This window comes from Amnibacterium kyonggiense, from assembly GCF_004364555.1.
In the GTDB taxonomy this organism is placed as follows: Bacteria; Actinomycetota; Actinomycetes; order Actinomycetales; family Microbacteriaceae; genus Amnibacterium; species Amnibacterium kyonggiense.
In genome coordinates this window covers 1,014,637-1,031,324 of sequence record NZ_SOAM01000001.1, presented here as the reverse complement: position 1 = coordinate 1,031,324, position 16,688 = coordinate 1,014,637, and the positions used below count along the sequence as shown (strand labels likewise).

Annotated in this window: 16 protein-coding genes; 4 read left to right on the top strand and 12 right to left on the bottom strand. The window is 74.1% G+C overall.

Features of this window, described 5'->3' with window-relative positions; translation table 11 throughout:
- Positions 1–70 precede the first annotated feature (70 nt).
- From CLV52_RS05345 to CLV52_RS05335, 3 genes are read right to left on the bottom strand one after another with little or no spacing between them, the layout of a single operon-like run.
- Positions 71–2,998, bottom strand: a complete 2,928-nt coding sequence (locus tag CLV52_RS05345; RefSeq protein ID WP_133765229.1) for a DEAD/DEAH box helicase — start codon at positions 2,996–2,998, stop codon at positions 71–73.
- A 47-nt stretch (positions 2,999–3,045) separates the two neighbouring features.
- Positions 3,046–3,708, bottom strand: coding sequence for an MBL fold metallo-hydrolase (locus CLV52_RS05340; protein WP_133765228.1), 663 nt, complete (start codon positions 3,706–3,708; stop codon positions 3,046–3,048).
- Positions 3,709–4,527, bottom strand: a complete 819-nt coding sequence (locus CLV52_RS05335) for a hypothetical protein (RefSeq protein WP_133765227.1) — start codon at positions 4,525–4,527, stop codon at positions 3,709–3,711.
- Positions 4,528–4,672: 145 nt separating this feature from the next.
- Between CLV52_RS05335 and CLV52_RS05330 the strand changes: the two genes are divergently transcribed.
- On the top strand, positions 4,673–5,416 hold the full coding sequence (locus CLV52_RS05330) for a class I SAM-dependent methyltransferase (protein ID WP_246017968.1): 744 nt from the start codon (positions 4,673–4,675) through the stop codon (positions 5,414–5,416).
- Between the two features lie 118 nt (positions 5,417–5,534).
- On the opposite strand, the gene CLV52_RS05325 is transcribed toward CLV52_RS05330, so the two are convergent.
- The 6 genes from CLV52_RS05325 to CLV52_RS05305 form a co-directional block, all read right to left on the bottom strand.
- Positions 5,535–7,070, bottom strand: coding sequence for a catalase (locus tag CLV52_RS05325; protein ID WP_133765225.1), 1,536 nt, complete (start codon positions 7,068–7,070; stop codon positions 5,535–5,537).
- Positions 7,067–7,495 carry a Fur family transcriptional regulator gene (locus CLV52_RS05320; protein ID WP_133765224.1) on the bottom strand — a complete coding sequence of 143 codons (429 nt, stop codon included), beginning with the start codon at positions 7,493–7,495 and terminating at the stop codon, positions 7,067–7,069. Before CLV52_RS05320 ends, CLV52_RS05325 begins: the two co-directional genes overlap by 4 nt.
- Before the next feature lie 132 nt (positions 7,496–7,627).
- On the bottom strand, positions 7,628–7,789 hold the full coding sequence (locus CLV52_RS18300; protein WP_162850643.1) for a hypothetical protein: 162 nt from the start codon (positions 7,787–7,789) through the stop codon (positions 7,628–7,630).
- Positions 7,790–7,894: 105 nt separating this feature from the next.
- Positions 7,895–8,626: a ThuA domain-containing protein gene (locus CLV52_RS05315; RefSeq protein WP_133765223.1), complete on the bottom strand. Its 732-nt coding sequence runs from the start codon at positions 8,624–8,626 to the stop codon at positions 7,895–7,897.
- Positions 8,623–9,711, bottom strand: coding sequence for a Gfo/Idh/MocA family protein (locus CLV52_RS05310; RefSeq protein ID WP_133765222.1), 1,089 nt, complete (start codon positions 9,709–9,711; stop codon positions 8,623–8,625). Before CLV52_RS05310 ends, CLV52_RS05315 begins: the two co-directional genes overlap by 4 nt.
- 84 nt (positions 9,712–9,795) lie before the next feature.
- Positions 9,796–10,593, bottom strand: a complete 798-nt coding sequence (locus CLV52_RS05305) for a TspO/MBR family protein (RefSeq protein ID WP_133765221.1) — start codon at positions 10,591–10,593, stop codon at positions 9,796–9,798.
- Between the two features lie 74 nt (positions 10,594–10,667).
- Here CLV52_RS05305 and CLV52_RS05300 point away from each other — a divergent pair, with 74 nt between their 5' ends.
- Complete coding sequence (locus tag CLV52_RS05300; protein WP_133765220.1) at positions 10,668–11,093, top strand: MarR family winged helix-turn-helix transcriptional regulator; 426 nt, start codon at positions 10,668–10,670, stop codon at positions 11,091–11,093.
- A gap of 9 nt (positions 11,094–11,102) precedes the next feature.
- Here the strand turns inward: CLV52_RS05300 and CLV52_RS05295 are convergent, their stop codons facing one another.
- On the bottom strand, positions 11,103–11,948 hold the full coding sequence (locus tag CLV52_RS05295) for an alpha/beta fold hydrolase (protein ID WP_133765219.1): 846 nt from the start codon (positions 11,946–11,948) through the stop codon (positions 11,103–11,105).
- Positions 11,949–12,091: 143 nt separating this feature from the next.
- Positions 12,092–13,783: a cation:proton antiporter gene (locus CLV52_RS05290; protein ID WP_133765218.1), complete on the bottom strand. Its 1,692-nt coding sequence runs from the start codon at positions 13,781–13,783 to the stop codon at positions 12,092–12,094.
- Positions 13,784–13,825: 42 nt separating this feature from the next.
- Between CLV52_RS05290 and CLV52_RS18295 the strand changes: the two genes are divergently transcribed.
- Together CLV52_RS18295 and CLV52_RS05280 are read left to right on the top strand one after the other, a co-directional pair.
- Entirely contained in the window at positions 13,826–14,536 is a 711-nt protein-coding gene (locus tag CLV52_RS18295) for a glycosyltransferase family protein (RefSeq protein WP_162850720.1), read from the top strand.
- Between the two features lie 74 nt (positions 14,537–14,610).
- Positions 14,611–15,339: an SDR family NAD(P)-dependent oxidoreductase gene (locus CLV52_RS05280; RefSeq protein WP_133765217.1), complete on the top strand. Its 729-nt coding sequence runs from the start codon at positions 14,611–14,613 to the stop codon at positions 15,337–15,339.
- Positions 15,340–15,343: 4 nt separating this feature from the next.
- Here CLV52_RS05280 and CLV52_RS05275 read toward each other — a convergent pair whose 3' ends face one another.
- Entirely contained in the window at positions 15,344–16,657 is a 1,314-nt protein-coding gene (locus CLV52_RS05275; RefSeq protein WP_133765216.1) for a GNAT family N-acetyltransferase, read from the bottom strand.
- Between the last annotated feature and the right edge of the window lie 31 nt (positions 16,658–16,688).

Genomic DNA, 16,688 nt, shown 5'->3' with positions numbered 1-16,688 from the left:
GCTCACGCTTCGTGCCGCCTCGACGCGCCTGAGGCGGCACGAAGCGTGAGCAAGATCGGGGGTTCGGGGGTCAGGACAGGAGGTCCCGCACGTCGTCCGCGGTGAGGGCCGGGGAGAACGGCTCGCCGTCGTCGACGACCGCGTCGAAGAGGTCCTGCTTGCGCTGCTGCAGCGCGAGCACCTTCTCCTCGATCGTCCCCGCGGCGACGAGGCGGCGCACGGTGACCGGCTTGTCCTGCCCGATGCGGTGCGCGCGGTCGATCGCCTGCGCCTCGGCGGCCGGGTTCCACCAGGGGTCGAGGAGGTAGACGAGGTCGGCCTCCGTCAGGTTCAGCCCGAATCCGCCGGCCTTCAGGCTGATGAGGAACACCGCCGCGTCGCCCGTGCGGAAGCGCTCGATCACCGCGTCGCGGTCGCGGGTCGAGCCCTCGAGCAGCGTCCACGGCACGCCCTCCTGCTCGAGCCGCGCGCCGACGAGCCGCAGGTAGGAGGGGAACTGGCTGAACACGAGCGCGCGGCGGCCCTCCGCGAGCGCCTCCGCGAGCTCGCCGGCGAGCAGGTCGAGCTTGGACGACCGCACCCCGTCGTGCTCGTCGTCGATGAGCGAGGCGTCGAGCGCGAGCAGCCGGAGGAGCGTCAGGGACCGGAGGACGATGAACCGGTTCCGGTCCATGTCCGGCAGCAGGCCGAAGAGCTTGCGGCGCTCCCGCTGCAGCGTCACGTCGTAGAGCGCGCGGTGGTCGGGCGCGAGGTCGACGGTCAGCACCTGCTCCTCGAGCGGCGGGAGCTCCGGCGCGACCTGCTCCTTCGTGCGGCGGAGAACATAGGGCCGCATCCGCTGCCGCAGCCGGGCGAGGCGCTCCGCGCGGTGCTGCGCGTTCGCCTCCGGCGCGCTCCCCGCGCCGACGCCCTCCGTGTACCCGGCGCGGAGGCCCTCGATCGGCCGGACGAACTCCTCGCGGAAGCGGCGCACCGACGGGAAGAGACCCGGCACCGTGAGCGCCAGGAGGGCGTGCAGCTCGGTGAGCGAGTTCTCGAGCGGGGTGCCCGTCACCGCGACCGTCCGGCGGATCCGGAGGTCGCGGACCACCTGGTGCGTGCGCGCGGCGGCGTTCTTCACCGCCTGCGCCTCGTCGAGCAGCACGGCCGAGAACGCGCCCTCCGCGGCGAGCCGCGTGAACGCCGTCGCGTCGAGGCGGAGGCGCGGATAGGTGGTGACGACGACGTCCGCGCCCGCGATCAGGTCGGCGATCCGCGCCTTCGGAGCGTCGGCATCGGTGACGCGGCGCACGTCGAGGTCGGGGGTGAAGCGGGCCGCCTCCGCGATCCAGTTCGACGCCACGGAGGTCGGAGCGACCACGAGGATCGCGCCGCTCCGCGCCTCGGTCTCCCGGACTTGCTGCGCCAGGGCGAGGCACTGCAGGGTCTTGCCGAGCCCCATGTCGTCGGCGAGCACGCCGCCGAGCTCATGCCGCCAGAGGAATGCGAGCCAGTCGAGCCCCTGCTGCTGGTATGGCCGGAGCACCGCGCGGAGGCCCGCGGGCGCGGGGACCGACGCGGGCGGGGCGCTGATCGCGTCGCGCAGCGCGCGCCACTCGACGGCCTCCTCGGTCGCATCCGCGAGGTCCGCGAAGTCCGCGCCCTGCACGGCCCGCGCGCGCGGGATCGCGAAGCCGGAGGCCCACTCGGGGATCTCGGCCGACTCCTCCACGAGGTCGATGAGGGCGCGGAGCCGCGGGTGCGCGAGGGAGAGGAACGTGCCGTCGACGAGCTTCAGCCGCCGCTTCCCCGCTGCGATCGCCGCGAAGAGCGGACCGAACGGGATGTCGCGGCCGTCGACCGTCACGGTGACGCCGAGGTCGAACCAGTCGGTCCGCTCGGACGGGGCGACCTTCACGTCGATGAGCGGCTCGCCCTGCACGACGACGGGCGGCGGGGCGCCGACGTGCTCGACCGCGACGTCCTCGATCGCTTCGAGCGCGGGCAGCGACTCCGCCGCGAAGTCGAGCGCCTCCTCGTCCGTCAGGGCGCGGGGCGCGGGCAGGCCGCGCGCCGGCCACCAGCCGGCCGGCAGGGCCGCGGCGATCGAGGCGGTGTCGGCGGGCAGCGCGGTGTGGCGGCGTTCCCATCGCCAGGTCAGCGCGGCGCGGCCGCCGTCGGCGGTGCGGATCGTGAGCACGAGGAGCGGCGGCCGGGCCGCAGGCACCGGGACGGAGGCATCGCTGCTCACGACGGCGAAGCGGGCCTGCAGGGCGGGGATCCAGCGGCTGCGGAGCTCCTCCGCCGCCTCGGGCGGGACGACGAGCGGGTCGCGGGCGAGCAGCGCAGGATCGATCGGGGTCGCGAAGGGGGCGAGCACGACGTGGGCGGGCGAGCCGGTCGTCGCCCAGACCCCGTGGTCGCCGACGGCGTGCGCCTCCTCGGTCGGGACGACGTCGCCGTCGACGGCGAGGCGCGGGGCGACGCGGAAGCCCTCCGCCACCCGGACCGCGTCGAGCGCGAGCGTCGCCTCCCCCGCCAGTCGCGCCGAGCCGCTGCCCGGCGCGACCAGGGGGACGCCGAGGGCCTCCCCCTGCCGCAGCAGCTCCCAGACGAGCGGGTTCGGCGCCTCGTCGAGGAAGAGCCAGTCCGGGTCCTGGCCCGCCGCCGCGGGCACGGCGGCGCGGTACAGAGCGCCGAGCTCGGACGCCCAGCGGTGCTGCACCGGGTCGAGGTCCAGCCGGTTGCGGACGTGCGGGAGGGACTGCCAGGTGAGGCCGCCGCGCGCCCACCCCGTCTCCGTCCGCACCACGGGCCGCACACCGAGGCGGAGGCCGCCGACCGAGTCGTCCGTCGCCGCGCGGGTCGTCGGCCCGTTCCAGCGGTGCGCCGTGCGGGGCAGCAGCTCCCGCACCTGCACCTGCAGGGCCAGCGGCGTCGTCGCCGCGGGCGCCTCCGGCTGGGGCCGGCCGCCGAGCAGGCCGTCGAGCGCCCGCCGCCAGCCGTCGTCCGCACCCACGCCCCCACGGTGTCACACGCCTCGGACGTGGTCGGCCGAGGCTCGGCTCAGGCCCGCCAGACGGCGGCGTCGTGCGCGAAGCGGGCCTCGCGCACGCGGGGCAGCAGCGCGGCGAACCAGTCGGGCGGCGGCGCGACCTGGTCGGCGGGACGCCGGACGGCCTCCGCGTCCGCGGTCCAGCCCGACGCGGTCAGGTGCGTCTGGCCGGCGAGGAGGAGGCCGTCGTCGAGGAGCAGCGACTGGTGTCCGGGCGTGTGCCCGGGCGTCGGGACGAGGCGGACGCCGGGCGCGACCTCGGTCTCGCCGTCGAGCACCTCGTACCGGGCGCCCGGGAAGCCGACGACGCCCGCGACCGTGTAGTCCGGCGTCTGCGCGGCCTCCAGCTCGGCCCGCTGCACGAGCACCGGCCGGCCGGCGAGCTCGGCGTTCCCACCCGCGTGGTCGAGGTGGAGGTGGCAGTTCGCGACCAGGGTCACGTCCTCGAGGCGCGCGCCCGCGGCGGCGAGGGCGTCGCGGAGCGGTATCCGCTCGGGCCGGTAGTGCGCGTCCACCTCCGGGTCCCCCGCCGCGATGCCGGTGTCGAAGAGGAGCAGCCCGTCGGGCAGCGGCACGAGGAAGCCGTCGAGCGCCTCCACGTGCGCCCACCCGTCGGCGGTCTCCTCGGCGGGGCGGACGATGGTGCCGAAGCGGACGCGGCGGACGTCGGGCATTCAGCGAAGGTACGCGTCGACGAAGAGGCTGCCGCGGATCTCGCGGAACCGGTCGACGAGGCGGTCGGCGAGCGCGTTCGACACGGACGCCGCGGTGAGGTCGAACGGGCCGATCGGCGGCAGCGGGTCGAGGCGCACCCGCACGACCTCCCACCCCGCTCGCCGGATCAGCCGGTCCTTCCGCTCGTCCACCGCCTCCCGCCGGCCGGAGTGCTCGAGCCCGTACCGCCCGACGGTGTCGAGCTCGACGGCGATGCGGAGGTCCGCGAGGATCAGGTCCGGCCAGGCCTCGAGGTGGTCGAAGAACGGCTCCTTCAGCCGGATCGCGTTCGGCGTCGCGTCCCAGACCAGGCGCTTCGCGAGCTTCTGCTGCAGCGCCGGCTCGGCGGCGGAAGCGGGCTTCGGCGCGCAGATCGACACGAACGCCTCGCCGGGCGGCAGGTCGGGCGTCTTCGTGCAGAGCGGGCCGACCTTCCGCTTCCGCGAGGGCGCGCCCGTGCCGACCGGGCGCTCGAGGGCGGCCTCCGCGCACCGCGGGCACCAGGTCGACCGGCGCCGCTTCCCGGCGCCCGGGCGCATCCGCTGCTCCTCCGGCGTCGCGATGAAGCGATGCCCGGCGTCGCACTGCCACTGGATCCACACGTCCGCGGCGAGCGGCACCTGGCTCAGCACGATCCCGTGGTTGAGGTCCGAGTGGTACTGCTTCACGAGCACCGGGTAGCGGTGCCACTCGTGGAAGTAGCGCCCGACCGCGTAGGGCACGTCGCGGCCGGTGGAGGCGCGGCGGCGCTCCCACCACGCGTCGACGGGCTCGGGCACGCGCACACCGTAGGCGCGACCACCGTCAGCCCCTCGCGGATCCGGACCTCCTTCGCGGATCCGCACTTCTTCAGCGACACGCCGTCTTCTCAGGTCCCCGCTCCGGCGTGTCGTTCAGGAAATGCGGATCCGCGAACATGGAGGGGTGAGCGGGGAGGACGCCTGGTCGGCGGTCGCGGCCGGATGGGCGGCCACGTGGGGCGTGGCCTCCGTGCCCGCGCACGCCGCGCTACTCGACGCCGCGGACGTCGGCGCCGGGACGAGGCTGCTCGACGTCGGGTGCGGGAGCGGCGAGCTGCTGCGGCTCGCGGCCGACCGCGGCGCACGGGTGGCGGGCTGCGACCCGGCCTCCGGGATGCTCGCCCTCGCGCGGCGGAGCGTGCCGGTGGCGGACCTGCGGGACGCGGGCACCGAGGACCTGCCGTGGCCCGAGGGCTCGTTCGACGTGGTCACCGCGGTGAACGCGCTGGCGTTCGCGGAGGACGAGGAGGCCGCCTTCGCGGAGCTCCGCCGCGTGCTCGCGCCCGGGGGCCGGCTGGGGATCGCGAACTGGGCGGAGCACGCCGCGAACGACCGCGGCGCGATCGAGGCGGCGGTCGCCGAGGCGGACGGGGAGGAGCCCTCCCCCGACCCGCCCGAACGCCTGTCCGGCGGACTCGAACGGCTGCTCGGCGAGCAGGAGTTCGCCGTGGAGATCGCCGGGATCGCGGAGGTGCCGTGGACCGCCCCGGACGACGCGGCGTTGATCGGGGCGGTGCTCCTCGGTGAGGACGCCTCCGTGCTCCGCGAGCTGGGCCCGGTCGTCGTGGCCGCGGCCGCGCCGTTCCGCACGGCGAGCGGCGGCTACCGCCTGATGAACCGCTTCCGCTGGGCCGTCGCCGGCTCCTGACCGGCATCTGGTCGGACCTGCTGAGCACTTCAGCAGGCCGAACGCACTTCGGCAGGCCCGCAGGAGGACTGCGAGCCTGCCGACGTGCGAGGGGCCTGGAGACGTGCTCGGCGGAGGGCTACTTCGCGGGCTCCGGGACGTGGTCCTGGGCCCAGTCGCCGACGTTCGGCGTCGGCTCCGGGACCTGCTCACCGGCGGTGGTCTTCAGCGGCGGGAGACCGTTCGCCACCTGCTCGCCGAGCCACGCGTCGACGTTCCGCCAGTACTGCACGGCGCGCTCACGGATCTCCGGGTGCGTGACCTGGGACACGTGACCGATGACGTTCAGCGCGAGGCGGTCGCGCTGGTCCTGGTCCATGACCTGGTTGACGAGCGCGTTCGCCTGCGAGAAGTCGTCATCCTCCGCGTGGAGGGTGACGGCCGCGCGGACGAGCTCGCCGTCCGACTGCCAGCCGCCCGCGTCCCCGGCCCGCTCGGCATCGGCGTGCGGGCCGCCGAACGAGTTCGGCGCGTAGACCGGCTTCGAGGCGGGCGGGAAGGTGACGTTCATCGCCCCCTCCTTCGAGTAGGAGTGCAGCTCGGACTGCGGCGCGTTGACCGGCAGCTGCTGGTAGTTCGTGCCGACGCGGTAGCGCTGCGCGTCCGCGTAGCTGAAGATGCGCGCCTGGAGCATCTTGTCCGGGCTCGCGTCGATGCCGGGCACGAAGTTCGACGGCGCGAACGCGACCTGCTCGATCTGCGCGAAGTAGTTCTCCGGGTTCGTGTCGAGCGTCATCGTGCCGACCTCGATCTCCGGGTAGTCCTCGTGCGGCCACACCTTCGTGAGGTCGAACGGGTTGAACCGGTAGGACTTCGCGTCCTCGTACGGCATGACCTGCACCTTGAGGGTCCAGGTCGGGAACTCGCCGCGCTCGATCGCCGCGTAGAGGTCGCGGATGTGGAAGTCCGCGTCCTGCCCGGCGATCTGGTCCGCCTGGTCCTGCGTCAGCGTCTCGTGGCCCTGGTTCGTGTGGAAGTGGTACTTCACCCAGAACCGCTCGCCGTCGGCGTTGATCCACTGGTACGTGTGCGAGCCGTAGCCGTTCATCTTCCGCCAGGAGGACGGGATGCCGCGGTCGCCGAGCAGCCACGTGACCTGGTGCGCGCTCTCCGGGGAGAGGGTCCAGAAGTCCCACTGCATCGTGTTGTCGCGGAGGTGGCTGCCCGGGAGGCGCTTCTGCGAGCGGATGAAGTCGGGGAACTTGATCCCGTCCTTGATGAAGAAGACGGGGGTGTTGTTGCCGACGAGGTCGTAGTTGCCCTCGGGCGTGTAGAACTTGATCGCGAAGCCGCGGGGGTCACGCCACGTGTCGGGGCTGCCCTGCTCGCCCGCGACGGACGAGAAGCGGATCACGAGCTTCGTGTCCGCCCCCGGCTGGAACAGCGCGGCGCGGGTGTACTGCGCGACGTCGCCGGTCACCTGGAAGTGGCCGAACGCGCCGCCGCCCTTCGCGTGGACGACGCGCTCCGGGACGCGCTCGCGGTTGAACTGCGCGAGCTTCTCGACCAGGTAGTGGTCGGTCAGGACGATGGAGCCGTCGTTCCCGACGCTCTGCGAGTGCTGGTCGCTGGCGACCGGCGCCCCGCTGTTGGTGGTCGTGGTGCTGTCCGTCATTCCGCTCCTTCTTCCTCCGCACATCCGGGGCAGAGGCCCCAGAAGGTGATCTCCGCCGTCGCGACGGCGAAGCCGTGGGTGTCCGCCGGGAGGAGGCACGGGGCCTCCTCCGTCGCGCAGTCGACGTCGACGACGCGGGAGCAGCGGGTGCAGACCAGGTGGTGGTGGTTGTCGCCGACGCGCAGCTCGTACCGCGCGGCGGACCCGGCGGGCTCGATGCGGCGGAGCACCTGCGCGTCGGTGAGCACCTGGAGCGCGAGGTAGACGGCCTGCAGCGTCATCGGGACGCCCTCAGCGGCGATGCGGCGCTGCAGCTCCTCCGCCGTGGCGTGCGACTGCGCGGCGAGCGACTCCAGCGCGGCGACGCGCCCCTTCGTCACCTTCAGCCCTGCGGCGCGGAGGCGCTCGGCGGGAGGGAGGGACATCCCCGCAACCCTCTCCGAGACTTGAGGAGATCAAGAAATCGTCGCCCACCCCGGGCGTGTCAACCCACTTTGCTCACGCTTCTTGCCGCCGCGACATCGCTTCGGCGGCAAGAAGCGTGAGCAAAGTTCAGGTCAGGGGACGTCGACGCGGGACGCGAGGGCCTCCCGGGCGGCCGCGCGCTGCGCGTCGCGGATGCCGTGCGCGATCGCCTTCCGCAGCACGAAGTAGAGGAGGTACGCGAGCACCAGCGGGACGACGACGTACACGAGGATGACGACCGAGCTCATACCCATGCGGCGACCGTAGCGGCGCGATCGCCGCGACGGACAGACGGACTTGCTCCGGATCCGCGCCGCTTCGATCGCGAGGAAGCGGCGCGAATCCGGAGCACGTCCAGGTCAGGAGGCGGCGAACCAGCCCGCCTCCGGCTTGTGGATCGCGGTGACGTTCCGACGCGGCCGCGTCGGCGCCGCCCATCGGACGCCGTTGGCGAGCACCTGCTGGATCTCGGCCTGGTGGTACACGGGGTACTCCTGGTCGCCCGGCGAGAAGTAGAAGATCCGCCCCAGTCCGCGCCGGTACGTGACGCCGGACCGGAACACCTCCCCGCCCGCGAAGTTCGACACGAACAGCAGCTCGTCGGGCGTCGGGATGTCGAACGGCTCCCCGTACATCTCCTGGCGCGGGATGACGATCGGGTCCGGGATGCCCTGCGTGATCGGGTGGGTGCGGTCGATCGTCCACACGAGCTCCCGCTCCCCCTCGTTGCGCCACAGCAACGACGCGGTCGAGCCGAGCAGCCGCTGGAAGATCTTCGAGTAGTGCCCGGAGTGCAGCACGAGCAGCCCCATGCCGGCCTGCACGTGCTGGAACACGCGCTCGACGACCTCGTCCGAGACCTGCTCGTGCGCGATGTGCCCCCACCAGAGCAGCACGTCGGTCGCCGCGAGCACGTCCTCGGTCAGCCCGTGCTCGGGGTCCTGCAGCGTCGCGGTGCGGATCTCCGCGTCCTCCAGCAGCGGCGCGATCCCGGCGGCGATCGCGCCGTGGATCCCGTCCGGGTAGTGGGAGAGGACGAGCTCGTCGCCTTGGGCTTCGTGGACGTTCTCGTTCCAGACGGTGATCCTCATGCGACCTCGACCTCCCGGTGCTCGTCGGCGGACTGGTAGACCGCGTCGATGACGCGGCTGCGGTGCAGGGCGTAGTCGCCGTACGCGTTCGCCCACTCGCCGGACCGCACGGTCGCGACGAACTCCTCGATCACGGCGAGGTGGTGGCCGCTCGGCACGTGCACGGTCGGGATGGTGACGACGGGGGCGCCGCCCTCCTCCCCGTAGATGCGGATCGTGCCGTCGGTCGCGTAGTCCCGCACGAACAGGCGCACGCCGCCGGCGGAGCCGAGCAGCTCGACCGCGATGTCCTCCTCGTCGGCGGAGTAGCTCGCCCACGACGTCTCGAGCTGGAGGGAGGCGCCGGTGTCGAGCCGCAGGAGCGCGGAGGCGAAGTCCTCCACCTCGAACGCACGGTTGCCGCCGGTCGTCTTCGAGTTCGCCGCGCCGCCGCGGCCGCCCCGGCCGAGCTCGCCGTAGGCGACGGCGCTGACCCGCTCGACGCGCGGCTCCCCCATGAGGAACAGGGCGATGTCGAGCATGTGCGGGCCGAGGTCGACCATCGGCCCGCCGCCGGCCATCTCGCGGTTCGTGAACCAGGAGCCGAGCCCGGGGATGCCGGCGCGCCGTCGCCAGCTGGAGCGGGCGTGGTAGATCCGGCCGATGTCGTGCTCGTCGAGGTAGCGGCGGAGGTACTGGACGTCCGCGCGACGCCGGTGGTTGAAGGCGATCTCGAGCACGCGGTCGTTCGCGCGGGCCGCGTCGACCATCGTCTGCGCGAGCGCGCCGGTCGGCGCGAGCGGCTTCTCGCAGAAGACGTGCTTGCCGCTGTTCAGCGCGGCGATCGCGATGGGCGCGTGCAGGTGGTTCGGGACGCCGACGGTCACGACGTCGAGGTCGTCGCGCGCGACGAGGTCCTCCCAGTCGTGGTACCGGTTCGGCACCCCGCGGCTGTCGGCGAGCTCGTCGAGTCGCGGCTGCTCCTGTCCGGCGAGCGCGACGACCTCGACGCCCGGGAGCGAGGAGAAGGCGTCGAGCGCGGTCGTACCGGCGAAGCCGAGACCGACGACGCCGACGCGGAGCGGGGCGGCTGGGGTGTCCGACATGGGGACTCCTCTCGATCGGGGCCGGCCGCGGTGCCGGCGCCGATCGACCATCCAACCCTCCGCCGAGGGCCCGAGCCTGAGTGCTCAGGCGGTCCGGACCGCGCGCCGCGTCGGCACGCCGCGGAGGCGCAGCGCGAGCGGGGCGGCGAGCACCACGACCGCGGCGATCGCGGCCGCGACCGCGACGGGCGTCGACTCCGGCGCCGCGGTCGACCGGGCGATCGCGATCCACGCGAGCCCCCAGGCGAGCGCGACCGCCGGGGTGATCCGGGCGCCGTCCCGGAGCGCGGTGAGCACGCCGATCGCGGCCGCGACGACGAGCACCGCGACGGCCCAGACGTCGGCCGGCAGGCCCGCCCCGGTGAACCCGGCCGCCTTCAGCACTGCCGCGATGTTCGCGACCGTCGCGATCGTCACCCAGCCGAGGTAGAGCCCGAACGTGCCGTCGGTGATCACCCGCTCCGCGACGCCCTCCGCGGGGCCGAGCCGCAGCACGATCGCGACCAGGACGGCGAGGAGCGCGACGATCACCGGCACGGAGAGCGCGAGCAGGTCGAACTGGACGCTGAGGATCCACGCCGCGTTGAGCAGCATCGACGCGGCCGCGAGCCGGCCGATGCGGCGGTGGCGCGCCGACGCCCGCCGCGAGGGCAGCGCCTGCAGGACGGCGTAGGCGACGAGGCCGAGGTAGATGACGCTCCAGATCTGGAACGCGCCGACGCCCGGGGCGAGCAGGGTGGAGTCCGCCGCGAGAGCCCCTCCGGAGGCGTCCTGGATCGGCGTGCCACCGAATGCGCCGGAGCCGAACGCCGAGCCGACGATCGCCAGCACCATCGAGACGATCACGACGGGCACGCGGACCGTGTCGCGTCGGATTCCCATGACTCCTCCTGAAGGTCAGCCTGCTGCGCTTCAGGATCGCTCAGCAGGCTGAGCATCCGCCGTAGACTCACGTCGTGGAGACGCCGCAGGACTGGCCGACGGGGCGCCTGCTCTCGACCGCCGCGCGCCTCGTCGAGCACGCGTGGGCGGAGCGGCTCGAGACGGTCGGCCTGACGCACGCCGGGCTCATCGCGCTGCACCTGCTCGGGGACGGCGCCCGGAGCCAGACCGACCTCGCGCGTGCGGCCCGGGTCCAGCTGCAGACGATGGCGCGGACGCTCGAGCGGCTCGAGCGCCACGGCCACGTGACGCGGGAGCGGGACGACGCGGACGCGCGCCGCGTGCTCGTCTCGCGCACGCCCGCGGGCGCGGCGCTGCTCGACGAGGCGCAGCGGCTCGAATCGGAGGCGCTGCCGCCGGTCAGCGACCCGGCGGCGCTGCGGACCCTCCTGCTCGAGGTGGTCCGCAGCGCCTCCGGCGGCCGCTTCCCGGCGGCCTGACGCCCTCCGCTACTTCGCGAGGAACGCGAGCAGGGCGCGGTTGAACTCGTCGGCGTCCGTCACGTTGAAGCCGTGCGGGGCGCCGTGCACCACGACGAGCTCGCTGCCCGCGATCGCCGCGTGCGTCCGCTTCCCGGAGCCCTCGAACGGCACCACCGCGTCCGCGTCGCCGTGGATCACGAGCGTCGGCACGGTCACCTTCGTCAGGTCCTCGCGGAAGTCGGTGGTGGCGAACGCCTCCATCGCGCCGAGGGCGGCCTTCTGGTCGGACTGCTGCGCGAGCGCGACGGCCTCGTCGACCTGCGCGGGCAGCGCCTTCAGGTCCCCGTTCGCCGTGTAGAACTGCTGCACGAACTGCGGGAAGAAGGCGTCGCGGTCGTCCTTCAGGCCGGACTCCATGCCGTCGGCCGTGGCCTGGTCGAGCGGGCCGTCCGGGTTGTCGTCCGTCTTCGCGAGGTAGGGCGGCACCGCGGCGGCGAAGACCACGCTGTGGAGGCGCTCCTGCCCGTACTTCCCGATGTAGCGGGCGATCTCGCCGCCGCCCATCGAGAACCCGACGAGGGTGACGTCGCGGAGGTCGAGGGCCTCGAGGATCGACTGCAGGTCCTCCGCGAAGGTGTCGTAGTCGTAGCCGCGGGCCGGCTTGTCGCTGCGCCCGAAGCCGCGGCGGTCGTAGGAGACGACGCGGTACCCGGCGGCGCGCAGCGTCGGGACCTGGGCCGACCAGGAGGCGCCGGACAGCGGCCAGCCGTGGATGAGGACGACCGGTCGGCCCGTGCCGCCCGAGTCCTCGACGTACAGGTCGACGGAGGAGAAGAGCCCGCGGTGCACGGTGATGTCGGTGGCGTCGGTCATGTGGTGGTGCGTTCCCGTCCCGCCGCGAGCGCGCTGCCGATCGCAGCGAGGAGCGCCCTCGGCGTTCCGCGAACCTATGGATGCTTGCGGTGCACGGGATGTGGACCGGCTGACCACTGGCTGGAGGCCTGCGCGATCGGGCCTCAGCCCGACGTGGTGCTCCGCGCGTCGATGGCGATCTCCGTCGCGTCGACCGCGTCGAGGGCCCGGCCGAGCACGTCCGAGCTGAAGACGCCCTCGTCGCGCGCGTCGAGCAGGGCGGCGCGGGTGGCGGCGACGCGACGGAGCGCCCAGGCCTGCGCCGGCTCCCCCTCGCGCTGCGGCACGGCGTCGCCGGTCTCGCGGATCAGGCGGGCGATCTTCTCCTGCTCCTCCTGCTCCGCGGCCGGGTCGTCCGCGCGCGGCCGCAGGACGCGGATGAGCAGGTTCAGCGTCCCGCCCTGGAGCAGGAGGGAGATCGCGGCGACCCCGAACGCGACGAGGACGAGGAGGTCGCCGACCTCCGCCGGGACGCCGTCGGGGACGACGATCGTCTGGGCCGCGGCGACGGTCACCGCGCCGCGCATCCCGGCCCACACGACGACCGCGCCCTCGCGCGGCCCGAGCGGGCTCCCGGCGAGGTAGTCGATGTCGCCGAGCACCTGGCGCAACCGCTTCGAGAAGCGCTCGCTGTCACCCGGGCGCTGCTGCCGCGTCCTCGCTCGGCGTCGCGGCGCGCGAGCCCGCTCGTTCTCCGGTCGCGACGCCGCGAGCGCCTCACCGATCGGCCGACCGTCGGCGATCGCCTGCTGCACCTGCTCCAGCCGGATCCGCATGCCCGCGCCGTGCTCCGCGCGGCGGTGCAGCCAGAGCAGCAGCGGTGACACGAACAGGGTGCGCACGGCGAGCACGCCGACGAGCGCGGCGAGCGCGATCCCGAGGGCCCTCAGGCCATTCGCGACCCCGCCGTTCGCGGCCACGAGGCGGGAGAGCTCCAGCCCCATCGCGAGGAAGATCGCGCCCTCGAGCACGAGGCTGACCGTGCTCCAGGTCTCCCGATCCGAGCGGCGGTGCTCCGCGGGCAGCTCGCGCGGCGCACGGCGGCCCACGGTCAGCCCGGCCGCGACGGCGGCGACGAGGCCGGACGCCTGCAGCAGCTCGGCGGGCAGGGCGGCGAGGAACGGCACGGTGAACGACAGCACGGTGTTGACCGTGGGGTCGGTGATCCGGCCGCGAATCAGCGTCGTGACGCGCCCGACGAGGATGCCGAGCACGATCGCGACGACCAGGGAGTACAGGAACGACCCGGCGACCTGGAGGAAGGAGAGGGAGGCCGCCCCCGCGATCGCGGCGCGGAGCAGCACGAGCGCGGACGCGTCGTTGAGCAGGCTCTCGCCCTCGAGGATCGCGGTGACGCGGTGCGACACCTTCGCCTGCTTCACGATGGAGGTCGCGACCGCGTCCGTCGGGCTGATCACCGCGCCGAGGGCGACGCCGAGCGCGTACGGCAGCCCGGGGATCAGCACCGCGAACAGCAGTCCGAGCAGCAGCGCGCTGACGATCACGAGCACGACGGACAGCACGCTGACCGCGCCGAACTCGCGGCGAAGGTCCATCGTCGGCACCGAGACGGAGCTCGCGTAGAGCAGCGGCGGCAGCACGCCGGTCAGTATGAGCTCGGGCGGGATCACGACGTCCGGCAGCGGCGAGAACAGCGAGAGGACGATGCCGACGACCACGAGGATCAGGGGCGCGGGCACGCGGATCCGCGGCCCGAAGCCGGCCGCGGCCGCGACGACGAGCAGCACCCCCACGAGCGCGACGATCCCGACCTCGACCGCCTGCTCCGCTCCCACGCGCCCAGCCTGGCATCGACCGCGGTCGACCACGATGGCGCGGTGCGACGCGCGCTCCTCATCACGGCCTTCGACCGGCCGCACTACCTCCGCCCCGTCGTCGACGCGTGGCGCCGGGTGCCCGGGCTGGAGGACTGGCACGTGCGCGCCGCGGTGGAGCCCGGGCCGCTGCAGGACGAGGTCGCCGACCTGCTGCGGCTGCTGCCGGGCGCGGAGGTCGTCGTCAACGAGGAGCGGCTCGGCGTGAGCCGGAATCCGCATCGGCACCTCGACGCGCTGTTCGCGGAGGGGTTCGACTTCGTCGCGCGCACGGAGGACGACCTCCTCGTCGCCGACGACGTGCTCGCGCTGCTCGAGCACTGCGCGAGCGCGTTGCGCGACGCCGCGGACGTCGCCGCGGTCTGCGCGTACAGCCCCGAGCCGGCCGGGGCGGACCCGGCGGCGGTGCACCGCACGACCGCCTTCTCGCCGTGGCTGTGGGGCACCTGGCGCGAGACGTGGACGGACCTGATCGGCCCGACCTGGGACCTCGACTACTCGACCTGGAACGGCTCGCCGGGATTCGAGTCGGGCTGGGACTGGAACCTCAACACCCGGGTGCTGCCGCGGCACGGGCTGACGACCGTCGCGCCGCTCGCGAGCCGGGTGCAGAACATCGGTGTCGTGGGGCAGCACGGCACCGCCGAGAACCACGAGACGGCGCCGAGCTTCCGGCCCTCCTTCGGCCGCCCCGCCTACCGCCTGGTCGAGTAGGTCTTCGGAAGTGCGGATCCGCGAGCAGCCCGGATCCGCGCGAGCGCCCAGGCGGGACGGCGCAGGCTGGAGGCATGGCACGCGTCCTCGTCACCGGTTCCGCCGACGGCCTCGGGCTCGCCGTCGGGCAGCGTCTCCTCGAGCAGGGCCACGAGGTCGTCCTGCACGCCCGGAACGCCTCCCGCGCCGACGACACCCGCGCCGCGGCGCCCGGTGCCGCGGAGGTGCTCGTCGGCGACCTCGCGTCGGACGAGGAGACCCGCGCGCTCGCCGAAGCCGCGAACGCGACCGGGCGGTTCGACGCCGTGATCCACAACGCGGGCGTCGGCTCGGGCGGCGGCGCGGCCCTCACCACCGTGAACGTGCTCGCCCCGTACCTGCTGACCGCGCTGATGGAGCGCCCCGACCGCCTGGTCTACCTCTCGAGCGGCATGCACCGCAGCGGCGGGGCGGACGCCGGCGCGCTCGCCCGCGGCGGGATCTCCTACGGCGACAGCAAGCTGTTCGACGCGGCCCTCGCGGGCGCGGTCGCGCGGCGCTGGCCGGCGGTGCGGAGCAACGCGGTCGATCCGGGCTGGATCCGCACCCGCATGGGCGGCAGCGGTGCGCCCGGATCGCTGGACGAGGGCGCCGCGACACAGGTGTGGCTCGCGACGAGCGACGACCCGGCCGCGCTCGTGTCCGGCCGCTACTTCAAGGACCTCCGGCAGCAGCAGCCGGTCGCGGCGGTCCTGGACGAGCGCTTCCAGGACGAGCTGCTCGCAGCGCTCGAGCGGCTGACCGGCGTGCCGCTGCCCGCCTGACGGCTCAGAACCAGGTCATGAGCGCGGGCGGCACCGGCGAGCGCAGCAGCCGGTCCGCCACCGCGGCGTCGCTGGGCGCCCGCTCGCGGAGGCGGCCCGCGGCGGCGAGCGCGACGGCGGAGGCGCCCCCGAGGTAGAGCGAGCCGAGCGCGTCGATCGGCACCTCGAGCAGCGGGCCCTCCGCCGGCTCGCCCTCCGTCACGACCGCGCGGCCGCTCGGGTCCGACTCGATCGTGAACGCGCCGTCGGCGTGCCCGAGCGGGTCCGCGATCCGCAGGCCCAGGCGGCCCGCTCCGCCGTAGGTGCGGGCGGAGAGCGCCGCGACCGGGTCGAGCACCCGCACCCAGAGGTGCTCGCGCAGCTCCGTGGTGCGGATCATCCGCGGGTCGCGGACGAGCCAGCGCAACGGCTCGTCGACCGTGCGGAGCCACGCCTTCACCGTGCCGACGAGGTCGAGGTCGAGCACGAACCGCCAGAGCGCGCGGTAGGCGTCATCCGTCGTCGCGACGAGCTGGAGGACCTCCGCGGTGAAGCCGGCGAAGTCCGCGGGATCCTCGACGAGACGGTAGATCACGAGGCCGCGGGCGGTGCCGTCCTCGTCGTCGTACCGGACGAAGCGGCGCTTCCGCTGCTCCTCCGGATCGGACGGGAGGCCGAACAGCCGGGTGAAGCGGTGCCCGACGATCTCGACGTCGCCGACCGTGCCGCGCCGGGCCTCCTCGAAGAGCGTCCGGGCGGTCGCCATCGCCCCGTCCCGCCCGACGAACTGGACGCGACCCGGCGTCGCCGCGCCGACCCAGCCCGCCCGGCGCGCGTCGATCGTGAAGTCCGTCGACCAGGTGGCGGGGCCGAAGCCGTACCTGGTGTAGATCGTCGCCTCGGACACGGTGAGGATCGCGAGCGGCGCTCCGCCGGCGACCGCGACGCGCAGCTCCGACTCGAGCATCGCTCGGGCGATGCCCCGCCGCCGGTGGGTGGGCGATACGGTGACGCCGCTGATCGCCCAGGAGCCGACCTCCCCGCCGCCCGGCACGGTCAGCGCGGCCGGCCAGGAGACGACGGTCGCGACCGGGATGCGGGGCTCGGCGACCGTCTCGTCGTAGACGCCGACGGCGCGCTCGAGCGGGACGTCACCGGCGAGGTCCTCCAGGAAGGCGCCGGAGGGCGCCTTGTCGTGGAACCCGCGCGCGTCCGCGGCGACCCAGTCGTGCCACGCCTGCTGATCGGCGGCGTCGACCACCGCCATCCGGAGGCCGCGCTCGGCGAGCAGCGCGGCGGAGGCGGTGTCGACGGGGATGGAGACGGCGTCGGCGTGCATCCCCCGAGCCTAGGAGGCGCGCCCGGCCCAA

What these genes read in the sequence shown, in the direction of transcription:
- CLV52_RS05340 (WP_133765228.1), bottom strand. Translation starts at nt 3,708, where the DNA reads ATGCCCGACGTCCGCCGCGTCCGCTTCGGCACCATCGTCCGCCCCGCC.
- CLV52_RS05325 (WP_133765225.1), bottom strand. Translation starts at nt 7,070, where the DNA reads ATGACGGACAGCACCACGACCACCAACAGCGGGGCGCCGGTCGCCAGC.
- CLV52_RS05320 (WP_133765224.1), bottom strand. Translation starts at nt 7,495, where the DNA reads ATGTCCCTCCCTCCCGCCGAGCGCCTCCGCGCCGCAGGGCTGAAGGTG.
- CLV52_RS18300 (WP_162850643.1), bottom strand. Translation starts at nt 7,789, where the DNA reads ATGGGTATGAGCTCGGTCGTCATCCTCGTGTACGTCGTCGTCCCGCTG.
- CLV52_RS05315 (WP_133765223.1), bottom strand. Translation starts at nt 8,626, where the DNA reads ATGAGGATCACCGTCTGGAACGAGAACGTCCACGAAGCCCAAGGCGAC.
- CLV52_RS05310 (WP_133765222.1), bottom strand. Translation starts at nt 9,711, where the DNA reads ATGTCGGACACCCCAGCCGCCCCGCTCCGCGTCGGCGTCGTCGGTCTC.
- CLV52_RS05305 (WP_133765221.1), bottom strand. Translation starts at nt 10,593, where the DNA reads ATGGGAATCCGACGCGACACGGTCCGCGTGCCCGTCGTGATCGTCTCG.
- CLV52_RS05295 (WP_133765219.1), bottom strand. Translation starts at nt 11,948, where the DNA reads ATGACCGACGCCACCGACATCACCGTGCACCGCGGGCTCTTCTCCTCC.
- CLV52_RS05280 (WP_133765217.1), top strand. Translation starts at nt 14,611, where the DNA reads ATGGCACGCGTCCTCGTCACCGGTTCCGCCGACGGCCTCGGGCTCGCC.
- CLV52_RS05275 (WP_133765216.1), bottom strand. Translation starts at nt 16,657, where the DNA reads ATGCACGCCGACGCCGTCTCCATCCCCGTCGACACCGCCTCCGCCGCG.